This is a genomic window from Hominiventricola aquisgranensis, from assembly GCF_040096225.1.
Classification (GTDB): domain Bacteria; phylum Bacillota; class Clostridia; order Lachnospirales; family Lachnospiraceae; genus Hominiventricola; species Hominiventricola aquisgranensis.
On the sequence record NZ_JBBMFC010000014.1, the window covers coordinates 14,378 to 32,702 of the forward strand.

Annotated in this window: 23 protein-coding genes; 1 reads left to right on the forward strand and 22 read right to left on the reverse strand. The window is 41.0% G+C overall.

The window, feature by feature from the left end; genetic code table 11:
* Positions 1-38: 38 nt before the first annotated feature.
* The 19 genes from tadA to WMO62_RS08980 all read right to left on the reverse strand — a co-directional run bounded on the left by tadA (position 39) and on the right by WMO62_RS08980 (position 14,967).
* On the reverse strand, positions 39-509 hold the full coding sequence (gene tadA / locus WMO62_RS08890; protein ID WP_349144473.1) for a tRNA adenosine(34) deaminase TadA: 471 nt from the start codon (positions 507-509) through the stop codon (positions 39-41).
* Entirely contained in the window at positions 442-969 is a 528-nt protein-coding gene (locus tag WMO62_RS08895; protein WP_349144474.1) for a hypothetical protein, read from the reverse strand. The genes tadA and WMO62_RS08895 overlap by 68 nt, the downstream gene beginning before the upstream one ends.
* Positions 970-1,028: 59 nt before the next feature.
* Complete coding sequence (rsmA, locus tag WMO62_RS08900; RefSeq protein ID WP_118760238.1) at positions 1,029-1,910, reverse strand: 16S rRNA (adenine(1518)-N(6)/adenine(1519)-N(6))-dimethyltransferase RsmA; 882 nt, start codon at positions 1,908-1,910, stop codon at positions 1,029-1,031.
* 15 nt (positions 1,911-1,925) lie between these two features.
* Entirely contained in the window at positions 1,926-2,693 is a 768-nt protein-coding gene (locus tag WMO62_RS08905) for a TatD family hydrolase (RefSeq protein ID WP_349144475.1), read from the reverse strand.
* A 78-nt stretch (positions 2,694-2,771) separates the two neighbouring features.
* Positions 2,772-3,878, reverse strand: a complete 1,107-nt coding sequence (locus WMO62_RS08910) for a DUF6382 and FHA domain-containing protein (RefSeq protein WP_118440616.1) — start codon at positions 3,876-3,878, stop codon at positions 2,772-2,774.
* 6 nt (positions 3,879-3,884) lie between these two features.
* Positions 3,885-4,313, reverse strand: a complete 429-nt coding sequence (locus tag WMO62_RS08915; protein WP_118440614.1) for a hypothetical protein — start codon at positions 4,311-4,313, stop codon at positions 3,885-3,887.
* Positions 4,310-4,693: a prepilin peptidase gene (locus WMO62_RS08920; RefSeq protein ID WP_118440612.1), complete on the reverse strand. Its 384-nt coding sequence runs from the start codon at positions 4,691-4,693 to the stop codon at positions 4,310-4,312. Before WMO62_RS08920 ends, WMO62_RS08915 begins: the two co-directional genes overlap by 4 nt.
* Positions 4,690-5,250: a hypothetical protein gene (locus tag WMO62_RS08925; RefSeq protein WP_147357096.1), complete on the reverse strand. Its 561-nt coding sequence runs from the start codon at positions 5,248-5,250 to the stop codon at positions 4,690-4,692. The genes WMO62_RS08920 and WMO62_RS08925 overlap by 4 nt, the downstream gene beginning before the upstream one ends.
* A 193-nt stretch (positions 5,251-5,443) precedes the next feature.
* Positions 5,444-6,874 carry a DUF5702 domain-containing protein gene (locus WMO62_RS08930; protein ID WP_118512486.1) on the reverse strand — a complete coding sequence of 477 codons (1,431 nt, stop codon included), beginning with the start codon at positions 6,872-6,874 and terminating at the stop codon, positions 5,444-5,446.
* Positions 6,831-7,001, reverse strand: coding sequence for a Flp1 family type IVb pilin (locus tag WMO62_RS08935; RefSeq protein WP_117500016.1), 171 nt, complete (start codon positions 6,999-7,001; stop codon positions 6,831-6,833). The genes WMO62_RS08930 and WMO62_RS08935 overlap by 44 nt, the downstream gene beginning before the upstream one ends.
* 15 nt (positions 7,002-7,016) lie before the next feature.
* On the reverse strand, positions 7,017-8,216 hold the full coding sequence (locus WMO62_RS08940; protein WP_118440605.1) for a type II secretion system F family protein: 1,200 nt from the start codon (positions 8,214-8,216) through the stop codon (positions 7,017-7,019).
* Positions 8,206-8,781, reverse strand: coding sequence for a type II secretion system F family protein (locus tag WMO62_RS08945; RefSeq protein WP_118440603.1), 576 nt, complete (start codon positions 8,779-8,781; stop codon positions 8,206-8,208). Before WMO62_RS08945 ends, WMO62_RS08940 begins: the two co-directional genes overlap by 11 nt.
* 115 nt (positions 8,782-8,896) lie before the next feature.
* On the reverse strand, positions 8,897-9,274 hold the full coding sequence (locus WMO62_RS08950) for an ATPase, T2SS/T4P/T4SS family (protein ID WP_349144476.1): 378 nt from the start codon (positions 9,272-9,274) through the stop codon (positions 8,897-8,899).
* A 148-nt stretch (positions 9,275-9,422) separates the two neighbouring features.
* Positions 9,423-9,719 carry a hypothetical protein gene (locus WMO62_RS08955; RefSeq protein WP_349144477.1) on the reverse strand — a complete coding sequence of 99 codons (297 nt, stop codon included), beginning with the start codon at positions 9,717-9,719 and terminating at the stop codon, positions 9,423-9,425.
* A 108-nt stretch (positions 9,720-9,827) separates the two neighbouring features.
* A complete protein-coding gene (locus WMO62_RS08960; RefSeq protein ID WP_349144478.1) occupies positions 9,828-10,208 on the reverse strand; it encodes a TnpV protein in 381 nt (126 codons plus the stop codon).
* A 20-nt stretch (positions 10,209-10,228) separates the two neighbouring features.
* Positions 10,229-10,636, reverse strand: a complete 408-nt coding sequence (locus WMO62_RS08965) for a DUF6262 family protein (protein ID WP_008374214.1) — start codon at positions 10,634-10,636, stop codon at positions 10,229-10,231.
* Positions 10,620-12,128, reverse strand: coding sequence for a tyrosine-type recombinase/integrase (locus WMO62_RS08970; protein ID WP_349144479.1), 1,509 nt, complete (start codon positions 12,126-12,128; stop codon positions 10,620-10,622). The genes WMO62_RS08965 and WMO62_RS08970 overlap by 17 nt, the downstream gene beginning before the upstream one ends.
* Positions 12,115-13,845: a tyrosine-type recombinase/integrase gene (locus WMO62_RS08975; protein WP_349144480.1), complete on the reverse strand. Its 1,731-nt coding sequence runs from the start codon at positions 13,843-13,845 to the stop codon at positions 12,115-12,117. Before WMO62_RS08975 ends, WMO62_RS08970 begins: the two co-directional genes overlap by 14 nt.
* An 18-nt stretch (positions 13,846-13,863) precedes the next feature.
* Positions 13,864-14,967: a tyrosine-type recombinase/integrase gene (locus WMO62_RS08980; protein WP_118593400.1), complete on the reverse strand. Its 1,104-nt coding sequence runs from the start codon at positions 14,965-14,967 to the stop codon at positions 13,864-13,866.
* Between the two features lie 240 nt (positions 14,968-15,207).
* Here WMO62_RS08980 and WMO62_RS08985 point away from each other — a divergent pair, with 240 nt between their 5' ends.
* Complete coding sequence (locus WMO62_RS08985) at positions 15,208-16,005, forward strand: helix-turn-helix domain-containing protein (RefSeq protein ID WP_055219104.1); 798 nt, start codon at positions 15,208-15,210, stop codon at positions 16,003-16,005.
* A gap of 424 nt (positions 16,006-16,429) precedes the next feature.
* Here WMO62_RS08985 and WMO62_RS08990 read toward each other — a convergent pair whose 3' ends face one another.
* The 3 genes from WMO62_RS08990 to WMO62_RS09000 form a co-directional block, all read right to left on the reverse strand.
* Positions 16,430-16,948 carry a ClbS/DfsB family four-helix bundle protein gene (locus tag WMO62_RS08990; RefSeq protein ID WP_033126079.1) on the reverse strand — a complete coding sequence of 173 codons (519 nt, stop codon included), beginning with the start codon at positions 16,946-16,948 and terminating at the stop codon, positions 16,430-16,432.
* 54 nt (positions 16,949-17,002) lie between these two features.
* A complete protein-coding gene (locus WMO62_RS08995) occupies positions 17,003-17,605 on the reverse strand; it encodes a Type 1 glutamine amidotransferase-like domain-containing protein (RefSeq protein ID WP_015514771.1) in 603 nt (200 codons plus the stop codon).
* 76 nt (positions 17,606-17,681) lie between these two features.
* Positions 17,682-17,849 carry a transposon-encoded TnpW family protein gene (locus WMO62_RS09000; protein WP_015513594.1) on the reverse strand — a complete coding sequence of 56 codons (168 nt, stop codon included), beginning with the start codon at positions 17,847-17,849 and terminating at the stop codon, positions 17,682-17,684.
* Positions 17,850-18,325 lie beyond the last annotated feature (476 nt).

Here is an 18,325-nt window from a genome sequence, read left to right on the forward strand (position 1 = left end):
GGAATGCCTGTCCAGTATATCGCCTTTTGGAAGGTTTGTCAAACCTTTTGCACCTTGATTTTCCTCAGTTTACGGAAAAATTCCTTGAGAAGCGTAGAGCATTCTTCCTGAAGGATTCCTTCGGTCAGTTCCACCTGATGATTGAAAGCCGGCACATTAAGAAGATTCAGGATCGAACCGGCACATCCGGCTTTAGGATTCCGGCATCCAATCACGACCCTTGGTATCCTTGCCTGTACAATGGCACCGGCACACATCTGGCAAGGTTCCAGCGTAATGTACATCGTACATTCCTCCAGCCGCCAGTCTCCCACTGCCTTGCTGGCCTTTCGAATTGCCTGAAGTTCTGCATGTGCAAGGGTATTTTTATCCGTATTCCTTCGGTTATACCCTCTTGCAATAATCTTCCCATCTTTTACGATCACACAACCAATAGGGACTTCACCTAGCTTCTCCGCTTTCCTTGCCTGCCGGAGTGCTTCCTTCATATATTTCTCTTCTTCTGTCATTTTCTTTCACTCCGCTTTTCTCACATCTGCCAAACCATGGACAGCAGATGCACCGGATGCCTCCTTCCGGATATAATACAAAACGCTTCGTATCCACCGGATAATCATCCCATTCCGCCACATAGTCTCTTCCACCAGGACGCTTGACCCAGATTCCGTGAGTGTCTGCAAATCGGATTCCCTTTCCCAGAATATCTTCCGCATCCAGTTCTCCCTGCCATTCCAGTGCACCGTTCTGATTCTTCAGTTCTCCAAGATAGATCCCTATGGTTCTGTCCTGATGATAAAAATAAATATAAACGTTTCCGGCGGCTTCACCCGGATGGCAATATCCGCGAAGATGCAGTGCCAACCTGCAGTGTCCGCCCCGTTCTTCTGCCTTTACAAAACCTGTACTGCGGAGCTGTTCCCCGCGCTCATAGGCGTAAAGATATGCGATCTGTCTCTTATATTCCTGCATAGAATGTCCTCCCTGTCTTTCAGGTCTATTCTATGCGGGACACGAAATATTTATGACTGTTATTGTCTTGCTTCTTCCACCAGATCCGCAAACTCAGCAAACTGCTGAAGACTCAGTGCCTCTCCACGGATCGTGGCTGACAGTCCCATCTTTTCCAGATTTTCCGCGATCAGTTCCTTGGATATACCAAGTCCCGGATCGTGGCTTACACTGTTCTGGAGGGTCTTTCGTCTCTGATTAAAAGAAGCCCGGATGATTCCAAACATAAGCTTTTCATTCTTCACCTTCACTGGCGGATCCACATGAGTCTGAAGACGGATCACTGCAGAACCAACATTAGGTCTTGGCATAAAACAGTTTGGCGGCACATTAGCCACAATATACGGATCTGCATAGTACTGAACCGCCAGGGACAATGCACCATAATCTTTGGAACCCGGTCCTGCCTGCATCCGCTCCGCCACTTCCTTCTGCACCATGACCGTAATATTATCCACCGGCACATGGCTCTCGAACAGTCCCATAATAATCGGTGTGGTGATGTAATATGGAAGATTTGCAACCACCTTCACCGGTCTTCCATCATTCATCTCCTCTGCCAGCTGGTTCAGATCCACTTTCAGAATATCTTCATTGATTACCGTCACATTATCATACGGAGATAAGGTATCTTTCAGAATTGGAATCAGTGCACGGTCGATCTCCACCGCTGCCACGCCTCTGGCCGCATGTGCCAGATACTGAGTCATAGTTCCGATACCCGGCCCGATCTCCACAACAAAATCATCCGGTCCGACACCTGCCGCCTGAATGATCTTTTCCAGTACATGTTCATCGATCAGAAAGTTCTGTCCGAATTTTTTCTGAAACACAAATTTGTATTTCTGTAATATTTCTATGGTATTTTTCGGATTTCCAAGGGTTGGCTCCGGTCTGCTCATTGATATCTTCTCCTTCTACTGTATTCCATAAAATCTTCTGGCATTCTCCTCTGTAATACGGATCACTTCTTCCGGTGTAATCCCTTTTAACGCCGCCAGCTCCTGCACCACATACCTCAACATTCCCGAATCATTGCGCTTTCCCCGGTTAGGCACCGGTGCCAGATACGGGCAGTCTGTCTCCAGAAACAGATATTCCATAGGCGACTCCAGTACCGTCTCCTTCAGCTTCTTCGCATTCTTGAAGGTCAGCACGCCGCCAATTCCCAGATAAAGTCCCATCTTCCGGTATTCTCTTGCCATCTCCGGCGAATAAGAATAACAGTGCATGACCATGGGCATCTCTCCATGGTAGTTTGCTTTCAGAAGTTCCATGGTGTCCGCTGCTGCCTCCCGGCTATGAATGATCACTGGCTTTTTCAGCTCCTTTGCCAGCTTCAGCTGTCGCAGAAACCATTTTTTCTGAAGGTCATGGCCTTCCTTATCCCAATAGTAGTCAAGCCCGATCTCTCCTACCGCCACGACTTTCGGTTTCTGAAGCTGTTCCCTCATCCACTCCATATCCTCTTCCCGAAGTTCACCCACTTCGTCAGGATGTACGCCAACGGCACTGTATACAAACTCATACTCTTCACTTAAGCTTACCGAACGCCTGCTTCCTTCCATACTCGCACCCACGTTCACGACTGTTCCTACTCCCCGCTTCCGAAGAGAAGTCAGCACCTCGTCTCTGTCTTCATCAAATGCTTCATCATCATAGTGTGCATGAGTGTCAAATATCATCGTATGGTCTGCTCCTGTCTGTTTTATGGATATTTCCCTAACAGTATACCGATTTTAAAATATCAATGCAACTATTCTTTAAAGATATGCCTCATATTCCGCGCCCGCAAATGCGACCCGCATGCCATTATCCAGCGGAAACAGTTCATAGGGATTGAGCTGATGCTGTCCTGCCCGGGTTCCATTAGTAGAATTCAGATCCTCCAACAGGTAACAGCCCTCTTCCTTGATGATCCGTGCATGGATCCGGCTTACTGTAGGCGCCGGAACCCAGCCATCCACGCTTTCCTTCCTTTTACCGATCAGGAAGCTGGTCCCTTCCATCTTAAGATCCGGGTAGTCAGGATTTTTACTTTTCAACAAAAGTCCATAATGTTTCTCTTCTCTGAGAAATGTTGTTTCCCCTGTATTTCCCTGCTCTCGAAGAAACAACACGGATCCGCTCTTGATCTGATCCGCTTCCGCCACGTAAGTTTCCACAGGCTGCTTTTTCTTCTTATGAAAGAAATTCTTCCAGCTTCCGGTCTTTTCCAGGATCTCTTCCTGTACAGATTTTTTGCCAGATGACAGCGTCTGCGTTCCTGTTACAGGCTCCACTGCTTCCACCACAGGCAAAGCAGTTTCTTCGTTTTTCTCCGGATTTTCCATCTCCGTATGACTCTTCAGAATCTCCATCAAGCTGAAATTTGGTTCCAACGCACACTGATAGAGATCATACCCGAACTCGATTCCTTTCCGGTCGCTTTTATCCAGTTTTCCCATAAGATACTCCGCCAGATCAAGGAACGATTCCCGAATCTTTTTCTCATAACCTGGATAGTAGCAGACATACAGGCGTTCTGTCCGGGTATCCAGGTACAGATATTCCGGAAGTAATACAAAATGATCTGCATTCAACAAATATTCTTCCGATGCATTGAGGATCTGCAGAAGATCCTTTAAGAGTTCCACAAGCTGTTCATAAGAAACCTTTCTCCGTTCATAGAGAAGTTCCATGCTCTGTCGTCCGGTGATCTCATAAAAATACTCTGTCTGCTTTTCCTTCTTCTGTTCCACACATGGAAGGAATCCATAGATTCGATTCTCAGTTATCATCCGGTCTTCGTAGATCTCCTCCCTCTTCTCTGCATCTGTCATGATCATATAATTACTGTTCAGATCTCTTTTGTATCTCACATCCATCATCTGTTTTTATTCCTCCCCTGATTTTATCATCCACCTGCTCCTGCGAATAACTTTGCACGGTCTTACCCTATATAACTTTTCTACTGTCTTAATCTCTATCTGAGCCGGAAGAAATCGACCTTTACCCGAAACCTTTATTTCTGCCTGAAGTGGACTTACACGCACCTCTACTTCTGCATCCTCCATCCAGAGCAGCCTCCCACTTAGCTTTCTGCTCAAATCTTCCTGCATCTGTTCTCTGATCACCTCGTCTGATCTTCCATCCCTGTAGATTCCTTTGACTCCAGATTCCAGTATGCCATGAGTCACTACCGCACAATCATGTGTGTAGAGCGTAAAATAAACCAGATAGACCAGAAGAATACAGATCATCGGAACCAGAATAGACGCTTCCAGCACAAACCGTCCTTTTTTTCTGTTCCACTGTCTTTTCATATGATCGTCCCCCAAACTGTCAGCACAAAGCCAACGGTAAAAAACGGCACCAGCGGAATTTCTTTTTTCCCGGATAAAATTCCATAACCTGCTCCTGCCAGAAGACCAAGAAACAGAATTTCCATCAACATTCCATACGGCAGCCACATTCCCAGTGCCAGCAATAACCACCCATCTCCCAGACCAATTCTTTCTCCACTCAATTTCCCCACGACCAGCAGAAAAAGTCCTGGAAACCACACTATCTCCCGACCATTCCAAAGAGCCGTCAGCAGACCGGTCAGCAGAAGCTCCAACAACAGCCAGAAAGAAAGCATCTGATCTTTCATATCCTCCCATGACAGGATCAAGAGATGTAGAAAGACCCAGAGGACACTCATGATCCACCGCACCCCTGGCAGCAGCGCATTCCTCCAGTCTGAGAATAAGGAATCGCCATCACCGTCCGCTTTAGTCCCCGGCAAGTCTTTCGATTATGATAGTTGGTTCCATAATTGGTAATATAGACCATAGCTCCTGGTTTCTCTTTCTTTACACAGTATACACAGGCTGTATACCGGCTCCCATCCCAGTTTCTCGCAGCATCAAGCTGTCCGGCAGCGATACTCTGGATACTCACGTTCAGATACCGACAGTCCCTGCTTCTGTGATATACCTCACCTTTGGGTGTTACATAGACAAATATCTCGCCGTCTCCCGAAAAGCTTTCTTCAGTATAGCCTACCCAGTCTCTGACCACTACACGCTGCACTACCGAACGGCTTCCAAAGGAAAATGCGGTAAACGGAAGTGTCACCTGATCATAGGCATACAGACGGGTATACGGATCCCCCTCATCCGCTCCCTGTCCCACAGTCACCGCCAGCGACTGTGCCTGCTGTGTCAATGTCCGATATTTTTCTGCCTGAAATCCGGTCATCACAAAAACATAAAGCATAGCTGTTACCGCGCAAAGCAGAAATGGCAACACTATGAAAGTTTCCAGTGCCAGACTTCCTCTTTGAAAGGCACAGGGGCAGACTCTCCTGCTCACCACCTTTTGGAGACGCCATAACCGTCGGGATGTCTGAACACCTTTTTTATATTTTTCACACCTGCAGAAGAGCCTTCCCCCATGCCTTTCCTTTTGTTTACTCATATCCATATGTCCGCTCCAGATAAATGCCATCCATCCACACCTGCACCGTCATACGCTCCACACAATGATCCAGATGAATCTGTTCACAGCCTTCCATCATCCGCAGTTCTCCTTCGATCACATCCAGCGAGCGCATTGCCAATGTCTTTGCAGGAACAACGGTCAACAGCATACGCAAATAGTCTTCATAATCAAGTCCGCTCTGTTCTGCTGTCTGTGCATCATAGCTTCCGGGATTTCCCAGAAAACGCAGAACCGCACTCAAGGGAACCTGCCACTGATCCTCCCCTTTTACCACTGCCAGTTCATAACCGCCCAGAAGCTGACGCACTTCTGCAATACTTTCCACATAAGCCCATCCGATCAGGATCAGATGCTTGACTGCCTGGATCAGGCTGTCATCCCCCGTAAGACCCGCAATTACCAAAGCAAGAAATTCTGCCTGTTCTTTATAGTTGGAGTGTGTCATCAAGAAGGTGTAATTTGCTCCTTCCCTCAATGCCAGCAATGACAGGATCGTCAATTCCAGATTTCTTTGATCCGATGGTTGTCCTGCAAACAAGTACTCCATCTGATAGTCCAGATAACCATCCTCTCTTCCCTCTGCGAGATGGTCTGATGCTTGTGTCAGATACTCACAGGCATATCCGATAAACCACTGCTTCTGGATCAGAGCATCCTCGTTTCCCTGTGCAGCCCCTGCTCCTTCTGACAACGGTCTTACCGTCGGTATATTTACAGTATTGATGGTTTTCTCAGAGAGAATACTGCCGGAAGGCACCGCCATCTTGAAGAAAAATCCATCCAGAAAACTGCTCCAGGAAGACACCTCCCCTGACAGTTCATCGTCTTCGTCATCATAATCCATCACGACCCGACGGCTTTCTTCATAGTCCCGCTGCATCTCTTCCGCCTGCGTCAACAGCTCCTCACGCTGCTCAGGCCCAAGCAGCCAGTCCTCCACCAGATCCTGTCCCCATTTTTCCTTCATGACCTCTATGGCCTGATGATAAAATACAGCACCGTCTCCATCCGTCGCCCGTACCAGATCTTCAAAGTTTACTCCCTGAAGGTTCAAGCCATCCAACGGTTTTCCACGGACATTCGTAATATTTTCCTGTATAAATTTCCACAGATGACTGCAAAGTTCTTCTCTTTTCTCCGTTCCGCCCTGAAAGGAAGTGTCTATATAAAACAAATCCCACTTATCCAGCAGATGCGGCTCATATTCGGAAAACAGCGAGAACATCCCATTTTCCACAGCCTGTTCTGCCCGCCTTTTTGCCGACTGCTTCTGTACCGACTGAAGACAGATCAGATACAGTCCAAGGAACACGAGAAAACTAAGTGTCAGCCACACAGTGATCGATCCTTTTTTCTTAGATCCGACTGGTCTGTGAAACAATTTTTTCAAAAATATCATTCACGACTCCTGTAATCTTTCCTTTAAAAATGATTACCAATCCCACCAGAACCACAATAATAAGAATGACTTCAACAGTTCCCATCCCTTTTTTATCCTTAAAGATATTTCTCAACCAATCTTTCATAATATTCCTCCTGTCTTACCCGGCAAATGATGACACCGCCGGATACATGATCATGATCAAAATGCTCAACAACATTAAAAGCATCGGTAACAACAATCTGCTTTCACACTCTTCACCGATCTTCCGTGCCAGTGCTTTGCGGTCCTCAAAGGCATCTTTTGCTTCTGCTTTCAGCATTTCAGCAAGATTGCCTGTCCCAAGGCGCAGATTCTGGCTGAGCAAGGTTCCAAGCTTCAGATAAGAAGATAACCGACAATCCATACCAAACTGCTCATAGGCCACAGTCTCTGCTACACCGTTCTGCATCTGACGCAATGCCAGCTTCATCTGCTCATAGGCATCCTCCGAATTACCGGTCATCTGTCTCTGCTTCTCATACCCCCGTATGATTCGTTCCCAGGCGTGACGGATACTGATCCCTGCTCCCATGTAAAGACTTAAGCGATTCACAATGTCAGGATAGGCAAGCTGCATCTTTCGCTCATATTTCTGTTGTCTCCGTTCATCCTCCCGCTTCTTTCCTGTCCATAATCCACATAAGGCTGCTCCTGTGAGAAGAGTTGTCCACAGCCAGCGGGTATCTCTCTGTGGATACCATGTAACTGCCTGCTCTGATACTTCGGCCGGTAATTGAACCGTCTCCTCATATCCGGCCTGACACTCCTGAAGCTGATACTGAAGCATCCGAACCATCATGGCTGTATCCGGCGCTTCCGGTGGACAGATCTGTATGGTCCGGTTCCAGGTCAGATTCTCCTCCCCAAAGTTCAGGAGCGCCTGTACCTGTATCCATACCGGTTCCTCAAGTCCTTCATTTTTCAATGTTCCGTCCGGCTCCAGATACTTCCAAGAATCCAGATACCATTGAACCGTCACTTCAGAATCCCATATCTGCGTGGGCATATGAAGATCCATGGTCACATGATCAAGCGATGTATTCTGTCCCAGAAAGATCGTTTCCAGATTCTTGGATGCCTCCCGGATCCTTGTCTGTTCTTCCTTCCGGTCATAAGGCACTGCTGCCACTGTTACATCTATCGGCGTCTTATCTTCTCCTATCTGCACCTGCAGATGCTCTGTTACACTGTCTGCGCCTTTTCCCGGTCGGGACAGCTCCGTAAGAGGCTGCTGCTCCCACAGACTGCAGATCAGCAGCAGAACGCTGACCGCCATGCCCACACATCCCGTCATCACAACTTTGGTCTTATATTTCAAACTGCACCATCCTCTTTCCCATCAAGTAAGCAGCCCCGTAGATTCCCAGGCAGACGCTCATGACGAGTACACCAGTCATGTTATGATACAGCCCTTCCAGAAATTCTCCCGATCCAAGCCGGATGTACAGCAACACCGCCGCCGGCATCACCGACATGATCCTCTGCTCATAGACTCTTGCGGCCAACAATGTGCGGATCTCCCTTCGGGTATCCATGATCTCCGCCATCTGCGCTGCCGTCCCACGAATCGCTGTCTGAAGACTTCCTCCACTGATCCGTGCCGCCTTAAACACTTCCGCAAAGCTTTGCACTTCTTCATAAGGATATTTTTCCGCCAGTTCATCAAACAGGATCTCTGGTCTTTGATTATTCCCTGCTTTGGCCAGCATCATCTTTAGTTCTTCCTGCATAATGCCTCCTTTCGGAAACATCAGACACAATTCCTGATAGGACTGTACCAATGCATTTTCCATTGAATAGCCCGCCGTGAGAGATGACGCCAGTAACAGGATCCATTCCCGGAACATTTTCCGAAACAGCTCCTGTCTTTTTTCTCTTCGCACATTTTCTCTTTCCTTATGCCAAAACCATATCAATGGGATTAAAAAAGGAATTGCAAGAAAACTGTCGTAGTAGAGCCACGACAAAAGAATCGTAAGAAATCCGCCTTCCAGCCCGTCAAGAAGCACTGTTTTCCCGAGGATATATGATCCCGGCACGCTGAAATTTTTCAATCTGCTTCATTACTCCTGTCTTTTCCTGTATCCCGCAGACTCTGCCGGATATCTGCCCGGTTTCCCGGAAGAGAAACAGAGGATTTAACTCCACCTGTTCCCCTTCCATACCGGTTACTTCTGTAATTTCCAGTATTCTGCGGCTCTTATCCCGCAGACGTCCAAGATAAACGATAATATCCACCCCTGAGGCGATCTGTCTGCGGATCGCCTGTAAAGGAAGTTCTCTGTTCATCAAGACCATGGTCTCCATGCGTGCGACCGTATCTTTCGTACTATTGGCATGACAGGTACTTATACTCCCATCATGTCCTGTGTTCAACGCCTTTATATGGACTCCCTATGTTCCCATCATGCAGAAATACAATATCTGTACTTAATACACAATGTATATAACGTTATTATCTTGCCATTTCACAGTTGCAAAAAGAAAAGAGAACCTTTCACAGCCCTCTTTCATATCGACTTTCTCATTCATTTGTCATACTCAACAGTTTGTCAACCAATGTCTCTAAACTTTTTCCCAAAAATGGGACAAAGTCTGGTATTGCACCAAATGCCATCCCAATTATTATCATTCGACCACATTCTCTTGCAGATTCCAATGCAAATCCATAGCTCAAAACACCTGTCAAAATAAATATAATTGATAAAAAGTAAAGCAAAATATTTCCCAACATCATAGGAATTTTTAATAACCAGCAAATCAATGTCATTACTACAAGAATCAAACACAAAAACACTTTTATTATGTACTTAACCAACATTTTTAATCCCTCACTTTTTTATCTTTCCGGACAGCAAGAATCCTGCCATCCGGACTTCCATTTTTTTGCTATCCGGGCTGCAAAATTCTTGCTATCCAATACAGTTCATTATCCTTTCGTGTATATCATTTCCGCCAAAATCATTTCTTCTGCATCATGACAAAGGGTATTCATCCTCCTTGTCCATTCCATATTGTCCTGCCTTTTTAATTTCTCTGTAATTCCTTCTTTCTCCATCATCTGTTTTACTAATTGTTCTTCTCTATCCCTTGCTTCTGCATCAATCTGATTCAAATGCTCGACAAGTTTTCCTTGTAACAACAATATTTGATATTTTGCCTTTCTGTGTTCCTGTAAATAGCTTTTACGAAGCATCCCATATTTCCCATAAGTTGGTTCGATATCTGTAAGTGCCAATTCTGGCAAATAATAATCACCACATAACATATAAGTAAGTCCATTTTTCTCATCATAAATTTCGTTCTGCATAAAATATTCTCCTTTTCTTCCTATAATTGGTCGTACATCTTCAACAGTGTTCCCTTTTTCATTTGACTATATTTCACCTGTAATTCTTCATATTTTTTCTGAAGACTTTCATATTCGTTTTTCGGAACACTATCGGATAATTTCTGTTCTAAACTCTTAATCCGTGCTTCCTGTGCTTTTGCAATAGCATCACTTTTAGGATTTCGCAATATCATTCCCTGTTGTTTTTCCTTCAATTCCATCATGACCTGTTTCACATTCGGATTATTATAGAAAAAACCTCTGGAAAGTCCTGTTAGTTTTGTAAGTTCAGCAACTGAAATTTTTATATTTTTTCTATACATTGTTTCAATAGCTGTTATTGCTGTTTCCGTCATTTCCGCACTTTTTTCTTTTGCCAGTGCTACCATTTTATCGTGTTTCTGCATTTTCCTTTTCCCTCCTGTATTGTGCTAATAATTCATTCATTTCATCTCGTACAGCCTTTGTATCCTCCGCTAATGCTTCGTTTCTTAACCGCCGATAATGTGGTATGGTTCGTGTATCCTTATGCCCCAACAGCCTTGCAATGCTATCATCATCTAATTTCATTTCTGTAAGTTTTACTCCAAAAGTATGTCTAAAACGATGTGTACGAAACTCAAAATAATTTCCATTATCATCCCTGATATCATTTTCATAAATCATGATATTTACATGATATTTCAGCATTGAATCTGTATACAATTTTCCATTATCTTGCAGAAAAATATATTCTGAATCTGGATGCTCCTTTTCTGAAACTTCTATTGCTTTTCTAATCAATTCTGCCAGCTGATCGCTAACTGGTCTTTTGTATTTCCTTGTTTTCTGCTGGATAATAGTTATAAAATAATGTCCAGATTTCTCAGATAAGCAATCCCTTCGCAAAGTCAACGTATCCTCTATTCTTGTACCGAGCATCTGATGTATTATTAAACATCTGCCTAACTGGGGCTTTAATTTTGTTAATGCACAATTAAATCTTCTGATTTCTGCATCTGAATACGCTTCTGGTAAAGCGTTGTCATATGCTCTGCAATCACTGGACAGAAAAAGGTTGCATATATTTCCTATTTCCAGTTCACGCCCTATTTCATCCAACAGATTATCCAAAACCGACAGCTCTGTCGTGTAACTGACTGATGTAAGACCGGTATCCGTTTTTATATAAACCAGATAATCTTCTATCATATCCCTGCTAATTTCTGTAAAGTGCTTTACTTCTGGGAATCGATCATATATGAAACTAGCAAACCGACGGAATCCACGCAATTCACCTTTTATACTACCCATTGCTTTTGTCTGGCAGTGGCTATACAATATTTTCTTTATTATCTCTTTAAATTCTTTCTGCCTGATCTCACGAAAATCTAATCTATATCTTCCACGAATCGGATTACTCCTTGGCACAATATCCAACTTTCTCATATCCCATACATCTTTTTCATTTTCTGGAATATCTGCTGTTTTACACTTCACAACATACTCATAATACATTTTCAGAAAAGAAATCTGAGCGCTACTTTGTTGCTCAACATTCCGCCTATCCGGTCTATTTCTTCTAACATACAGCGCCAATCCTTTTTTATATAAAAATGCTTTATAACTTCTCTCCAGTTCTTCCCATTTTTTATCAGTGATGCTGCTACAACTTGTATACTTCTCATTCAGAAATTCTTTCAACAGATCAAATCTGTAAATATCATTTACTACTGTTGATAATGACAAACGTCTACATCTATCATCGATATACCCATAAATCTCATCCTGCATCTTTTCATTATGAATCTCTGATATGTAGTACACCCTGTTTTCCTTCCATTTCAGTCCTGCCAACTGTTTTTCTGTAGCTTGTTGATAACAGTCATACGAAATCAAATTAATATTACCTTTCATCATCTTCTGCTCCTTTCAATTTAAATGACTGATTTTTAGAGAAATATTTATCTTCAGCCGATACAATACGTTCCGGCATGAAATCAATGTACTGTTTTGTCATATTCTCACTTGAATGTCCTAGATAATCTCGTACCCCTTGTATAGAAACCCCATTTCCGTACATTGAAGTTGCAAGGTTATGTCTGTAATCGTGTGCTCTAAAGATATAATCTCCGCAGGCAATCCCACGAATCTTACACTCCCGAATCATCTGATTTGAAAATGTCTGTCCATTAAATGCACCCCCCTTTTTATTTTTGAATAAATACTCCCCATTTTTTATTCCGTACTTTTTTTCATAATCATTCACCAGTCCAACCAATAAACTGGGAACAGGAATGACTTTTTCTCTACGCATTTTGCTTTGATATATGCGCATCCAATTCTCATTGCCTTGTGAATAAAAGGCTCCCGATTTTATTGTACAAACCTCGCTTTTCCTAATTCCTGTGCAAAACAAAATCAAATACATCAACTGTAAATGCTCTGGGAATGCCGGCAGCTCCTTAATCAGATGAGCAATTGTTTTTTCTGGAACACTTCTTTCATTGTGTTCTGAAAAACCTTTTTTTAAAAATCGTTCCGGATAAAACTTCAACACTTCAATATTTTTCATTTTCAAAAACTGTAGAAATGTATGCATATGTGTGATATATCGGTTAAAAGTAGAATACTTAATATCGGACTTATCCAAAACAGACACATAACCCTCTATATCTTGTATCTCCAGTTCAGTTACTTTCTTACTCTGTCCATCCAGATATTTTAAAAATTGTGAAATAAAACTTATTGTATTTCGGATATTTGATAAAGACAGATCCGATATCCCGACCAAATATTTTGCGTATAATTGTAAATACCAACGATTTTCTTTTTCGTAAATATTAATAAATGAAAGGCTTTTAACAGGTGAACTGGCATTGATTCTCGATTTATCAAACTGAAACCTATCCATATACCAGATACACGCTCGCCAATTTGTCTCTGAATCTGTCAGAAATAACGTTCTTCTCGCAAACTCAACAATCTTAGAAGCCTGTTTTTTTATAATTTCCGACTCCTTGTTTAAATACAGATAAAATCTGTTTTCGTCTGCCTGTTCCATTTCTTCAATATCATCTATTCCGTACTTATCGCAAAACCGTATAAGTGCTTTTAATGGTTCTAAAAAATATCTTCGATGTCTTTGAACCTTATCCATATTCAGAATTTCACACAGCAATATTTTTGTCTGTCGCACCAACTGTGATGAATGTATCCTCGTTAAGTCCCATAACAAATCATTCTTATCAACCACCTGACGGAAAGATTGTGCTTTCTTCTTATTGGGGACATACAGCAAAAACAATTTGTCTTGCTTAAAAAACTCCTGTTCTACAGAGAAGGGCTTTCCTTGTGAATAGACATCCGGCATATTTTCTATTTTTAAACGATCAAATAAGCTCAGTAATTCCGCTTTATATTTTTCTGAAATATCCTCTTTTTCAAGAGAATCCATATACATTTTTCTCGTTTCATAGTTAATATCTGCAGTACACTGTATATCTGTATACTGAAAAAATTTGTATAACCGGTTATAGTATTTTGCTTCTCCAGTCGTAACTAAAGATATTTCTTCCTTTAATTTTTCAGATATTTTTTCCTGATATAACTTCGGAACAATTTTTAATACTGCCAAGGTAATCCCTCCTTCCTTTTACAGAAAATCTGCAATTTGGTATAAATCTTCATTATTTGAGTAGTATTGATCTGTCGCTTCTATCAATCGTTCATTATTTTCACCCAAGTATTTAATGGTAGTTTCAACTTTCTTATGCCCCAAGGCAAAACGAATGTCATTCAAATCCCATCCTTCTTTTCTTCTTTCCTCCGCAAAATAGTGTCGGAGCTGATGCGGATGGGAATTGATATCCGTTTTTTTGGATAGCCTTTTCAACATGCTATACACAGAATCCGCATCTAATGGCTCTCCTTTGTTTTTTCCAGTTAATTTTGTAAATAGATACTCCGAGTTCATCAGACTTTTTCGATTATCAGAAATGTACTTAACCAAGAACTCAAAAGTTGTATTACTTAACAAAGCCATTCTATATTCTGCATTTTTTGCTCTTGCCAAGTTGGTATTGGATTCACGATACCTTACCCAAACCGTCCTTCTTTCAAAATCAATATCTTCGGTATAATGGATTCCTAGAATTTCCCCTAATCTAAGACCGGTTTCTGCCATCATTGCTATCAGCAATCGATCTCTATCATTCGTACAGGCATTTATCAGCTCCTGTATTTCTTCGGATGTTATTTCTTCCAGATTAGGTTCTTCTTCTTTGAAGAAACCTTTAAACGAATTCACTGCATTTTGATGATTTACTCCCATACTGTCAAAATATGATACTTTTTTTACTCGTAAGACTTTAAGCATTGGCAAGACATCTTCCAGTGCCAAAAACTGGTAGTATCTGAAGACTGCACCAAGATACATATTGCAGGTCTTATTGCTCGTCTGTGTATTATGCTCAGTATGCTTTCCACTCTTAACCCAGTACAAGAAATCAATAAAATGTTTATTCTGCTCTGAATAGGATAGCAATGTAATCTCATCCAATCCTATCGTTTGCTCCTGCAGATAATTGTAATAATATGAAAGTGCGAAGGCTGCGGATTTTACAGTATTCGGAGAAGCATTAATCTGATCCAGATGCTTCAAATACTTTGATGGAAGGATTTCAATTTCTTCAATATCAGAAATAATCAAAAAACGTGGTCTATTATCTTTCAAAACCGAAACAACCCTATATTTCAATCCACAGCCCTCCTTCCTTTCTTTTCGATTTGTTTGACTTCTTTGACTTCTTGATTTACATTATACACAAAGATGTCAAAGTGTCAATTACGTTTTTGACTTCTTTGACTTTTAAAGGAATATCAATAAAGCATTTTTTGATTTCTTTATGTTTTAAATTGATTTTTAGGGATATAATTGATAAGATAAAATACAAGAAGTCAATTTATACAAAGTCAAAGAAGTCAAGAGGAGATTTGAATGAACGAATTTATATCAAATTCAGGCACACTAATAAATCCTGACAGCGTTTACGATCAGGAAAGATTCATCAATATACTTCAAATCATTTTACAGAAAAAAACACAAAAAGAATTATCTGAACAAACAGGCTTAAATAATGCAACCATTTCACGAATGCTCAACGGTGCCCGATCTGGAAGACCATATAAAAGCACTATTGATAAAATTGCAAAAGCCATTGATGATCCAGAACTTATCCAAGAATTATATGATGCAACGGGATATTCTTCTAAGAAAATACGGGAACGGAAAAAGATAATTGCAGACAATGGATTTTCTCTGGATCTCTCTACTGTTCAGGTGCATGAAAAATTTTTTTCTACCTTAATGCGTGGACTTTCCATGATGACAAGTCTGCATAAAGTTGAATGGACAATAAAATCCGGAACACCCAGATCATACGATTATTTAATTGAATTAAAAGAGGGAAATATAGATTATTGGTATATTAGATATGTAGATAGAATTACTTCTGATGAAGAAAGAAAAAAAGCCTTAACTGCCATTTATGGAGAATTTGCAAAATTGAAATTGGGCGGAAAAATCAAAGTTTCTTGCGCCACTCCTTCTTACGAAGATTATGATTATTTTGTTACAATTCCACCATACCAATTAAATACAAATGCTTCAATTATATATTTTGATTCTGAACTCGAAAGATTTGCAGACGAAACCTTTTTAGAGACAGCTTTACCACTTAAAGAAAATATTCCTGTTAAGGATTTTTGTAATCTTACCGAATCACTGATACTATAACTTTTTGATTTTATCACAGAGAGAGTTGCTTATGGCTCTCTCTTTTTTTAACGCTTCCTCCTCCCATATTCTAACTCATTATGGCAAATCATTTTCTAAAGCAAGTATCGCCTAGAGTAACTCAAAATCCCATTTCTGGATTATGATTCTCTGACGAACTTAATGGAGATTACGATTCCCCATACCCTCAATATCACAAAATATCAAATTTTGCTATTAGCTCATAATAAATTTTCGCAGCTATCTGTTTTTGCACTCATAGTTACCAAAAGCTTTTTATAACCATCTGCTTCTACCAGTAACAAAATGTCAATAGTTTTTTAATCACTTTTTCAAAAAAGGCAAAAAAATAGAACGTATAGATTATTTCCATACGCTCTATCTCACATTTCATATTAAATTTTTGAATTCTACAAACTGGAAGTTATAGTGCAATCTTTTTCCATTTTCTAATCTTGGTTCTAAAGGTTCCGAACGGAGCAACTGTATTAACATGTATGAATTTGTATACTTCCCAGACAGCTGTTTTAGTTGCTTCGTCAGCCCATTTTCTCATATGTGGTTTAAATAATTCTTCATCACTCAGAGAATCAATCATTGCATAAATAGAGTTGATATTCTCATTCAATCTGTCTTTCAATTCTTGCAGTGACAGCTGAGCATATGTATCTGTGAACCATTGATATAATTCGCCAAGCTGATTCCACTTAAAATTATCCGAAGGAGTTTTGACAGGAATACCCTTTCTTTCGTCTGATTCCCATTTAATAACAAGAGTTGTCCAGCCAACCTGATAAGCAAGATTTTCTGCCGGAGTTCGATCGACCTCATCAATTCTCTTATCTTTTAAATGCTCCGGAATATCATTAAATTCTGAAATATACTTTGCAAAGCTTTTATTTATCTCGTTTTTAAGCTCGTCTTTATTCTCATATGTTCTCAATAGTCTATCTCCTCAGCTTCCGATTTTCCAGTTTCAAAAAAAGGATTTTTCAAATTAGTCTTTGCAAATAACCTTTGAACCTTCACCATCAATTACAATTCCCTGATGGTTGTTAATAGGGCATAGATTCAAATCCGAAAACTCAGTCATTATTTTCTCGGTAACTTTCTTAAATGGTGCTGTAAGATAATGCGGAAGAACATAGAAATCAATCAAATCAAGCCCTGCATCATCTTCTTGTGAGTAGTCCTCCGGCTTTTCATCCATTTGCTCGATATATTGGATGCTTGGAGCGCATATAATTGCGCCTGCCGACTCGCCGATCATCAATTTTCCATTTACCAATTCCTTTTTCAGCAACCCATCAGTTCTTGTTTTACGGAGTTGGTCCATAAGAAAGAAAGAATTTCCGCCGGTAAAATATATCACATCTGCATCTTCAAAAACAGACTGTATCGTTGAATAAGCCTCCGTTGAAATATCAATTTCAGTTACGATTGCTCCCAACTTTTTGAATAATTTTCGAGCCGAGCCGACATAACCGGTGTAGCCTTCACGCAACGAAGCTGTTGGAATAAATGCGACTTTCTTATTTTCAATTTCTTCTTTTATCAGACTTCCTACACTTGAAAAGTGCGAACATAAAAATAGTTTCATCAATATTCTCCTTTATAAATACCGATTTGTTACTCACATGATATCATATTTTTTCTTCAATTACATCCACCTAATTTTAATATACTGCCTGTCGACTTGCTTCTGTAACCAGCATCCGGTTAATCTTCTCCTGCATTGTTTCCTTTGCATTTTCATTGAAATGATAACGGACAACATAGACTGTCTGCCCGATTTTCTTTGTAAATGTGTTACCCTCTGTTTTTGTATTCATCATTTTTTCCATAATCATTTTTCCTTTCTTTTAAAGCCCCAGCAGAGAGTCATTCCATTGGTCTCTGTCAGAACATTATTCTTTAAATCAGGCCCAAACTGGGCACTTCCAGTTTCACAGGCTACCTATATATAGCCTTTTCATTTTTGCTTGCAAAAAGCCTTGTGATCACAGCACTTTTTTAACGTAAAAAGCGTTTTAATATGATACAGCCAACGACAAGAAGCATATCTAACAAATATCATTGTCTATCACTTCTGTTTTCTCTGCCGATATCTCTCTGGTTAATGCCTAATAATCTTCCCTGCCAGACAAGACGATAAGTACAGCGTTTGCTTCTATCGTGTTTCCAAATACTTTCTTCCATCATACGATGGTTCTTCATCAAATTCCAGTCCGTGACGTTTACAGATATCTAAAAACATTGTCCGGCAGGCAGAATCGGCTGCAGATTCAAAATTTTATTATTCAAAATAAATAAAAATGGA

What these genes read in the sequence shown, in the direction of transcription:
- WMO62_RS08960 (WP_349144478.1), bottom strand. Translation starts at nt 10,208, where the DNA reads ATGCAGAACGAAATTTATGATGAGAAAAATGGACTTACTTATATGTTA.
- WMO62_RS08905 (WP_349144475.1), bottom strand. Translation starts at nt 2,693, where the DNA reads ATGATATTTGACACTCATGCACACTATGATGATGAAGCATTTGATGAA.
- rsmA (WP_118760238.1), bottom strand. Translation starts at nt 1,910, where the DNA reads ATGAGCAGACCGGAGCCAACCCTTGGAAATCCGAAAAATACCATAGAA.
- WMO62_RS08965 (WP_008374214.1), bottom strand. Translation starts at nt 10,636, where the DNA reads ATGCAGAAACACGATAAAATGGTAGCACTGGCAAAAGAAAAAAGTGCG.
- WMO62_RS08930 (WP_118512486.1), bottom strand. Translation starts at nt 6,874, where the DNA reads ATGATATTTTTGAAAAAATTGTTTCACAGACCAGTCGGATCTAAGAAA.
- WMO62_RS08910 (WP_118440616.1), bottom strand. Translation starts at nt 3,878, where the DNA reads ATGATGGATGTGAGATACAAAAGAGATCTGAACAGTAATTATATGATC.
- WMO62_RS08995 (WP_015514771.1), bottom strand. Translation starts at nt 17,605, where the DNA reads ATGAAACTATTTTTATGTTCGCACTTTTCAAGTGTAGGAAGTCTGATA.
- WMO62_RS08935 (WP_117500016.1), bottom strand. Translation starts at nt 7,001, where the DNA reads ATGAAAGATTGGTTGAGAAATATCTTTAAGGATAAAAAAGGGATGGGA.
- WMO62_RS08895 (WP_349144474.1), bottom strand. Translation starts at nt 969, where the DNA reads ATGCAGGAATATAAGAGACAGATCGCATATCTTTACGCCTATGAGCGC.
- WMO62_RS08915 (WP_118440614.1), bottom strand. Translation starts at nt 4,313, where the DNA reads ATGAAAAGACAGTGGAACAGAAAAAAAGGACGGTTTGTGCTGGAAGCG.
- tadA (WP_349144473.1), bottom strand. Translation starts at nt 509, where the DNA reads ATGACAGAAGAAGAGAAATATATGAAGGAAGCACTCCGGCAGGCAAGG.
- WMO62_RS09000 (WP_015513594.1), bottom strand. Translation starts at nt 17,849, where the DNA reads ATGGAAAAAATGATGAATACAAAAACAGAGGGTAACACATTTACAAAG.
- WMO62_RS08970 (WP_349144479.1), bottom strand. Translation starts at nt 12,128, where the DNA reads ATGATGAAAGGTAATATTAATTTGATTTCGTATGACTGTTATCAACAA.
- WMO62_RS08985 (WP_055219104.1), top strand. Translation starts at nt 15,208, where the DNA reads ATGAACGAATTTATATCAAATTCAGGCACACTAATAAATCCTGACAGC.
- WMO62_RS08925 (WP_147357096.1), bottom strand. Translation starts at nt 5,250, where the DNA reads ATGCTTTATGTTTTTGTGATGACCGGATTTCAGGCAGAAAAATATCGG.
- WMO62_RS08955 (WP_349144477.1), bottom strand. Translation starts at nt 9,719, where the DNA reads ATGTTGGTTAAGTACATAATAAAAGTGTTTTTGTGTTTGATTCTTGTA.
- WMO62_RS08920 (WP_118440612.1), bottom strand. Translation starts at nt 4,693, where the DNA reads ATGAGTGTCCTCTGGGTCTTTCTACATCTCTTGATCCTGTCATGGGAG.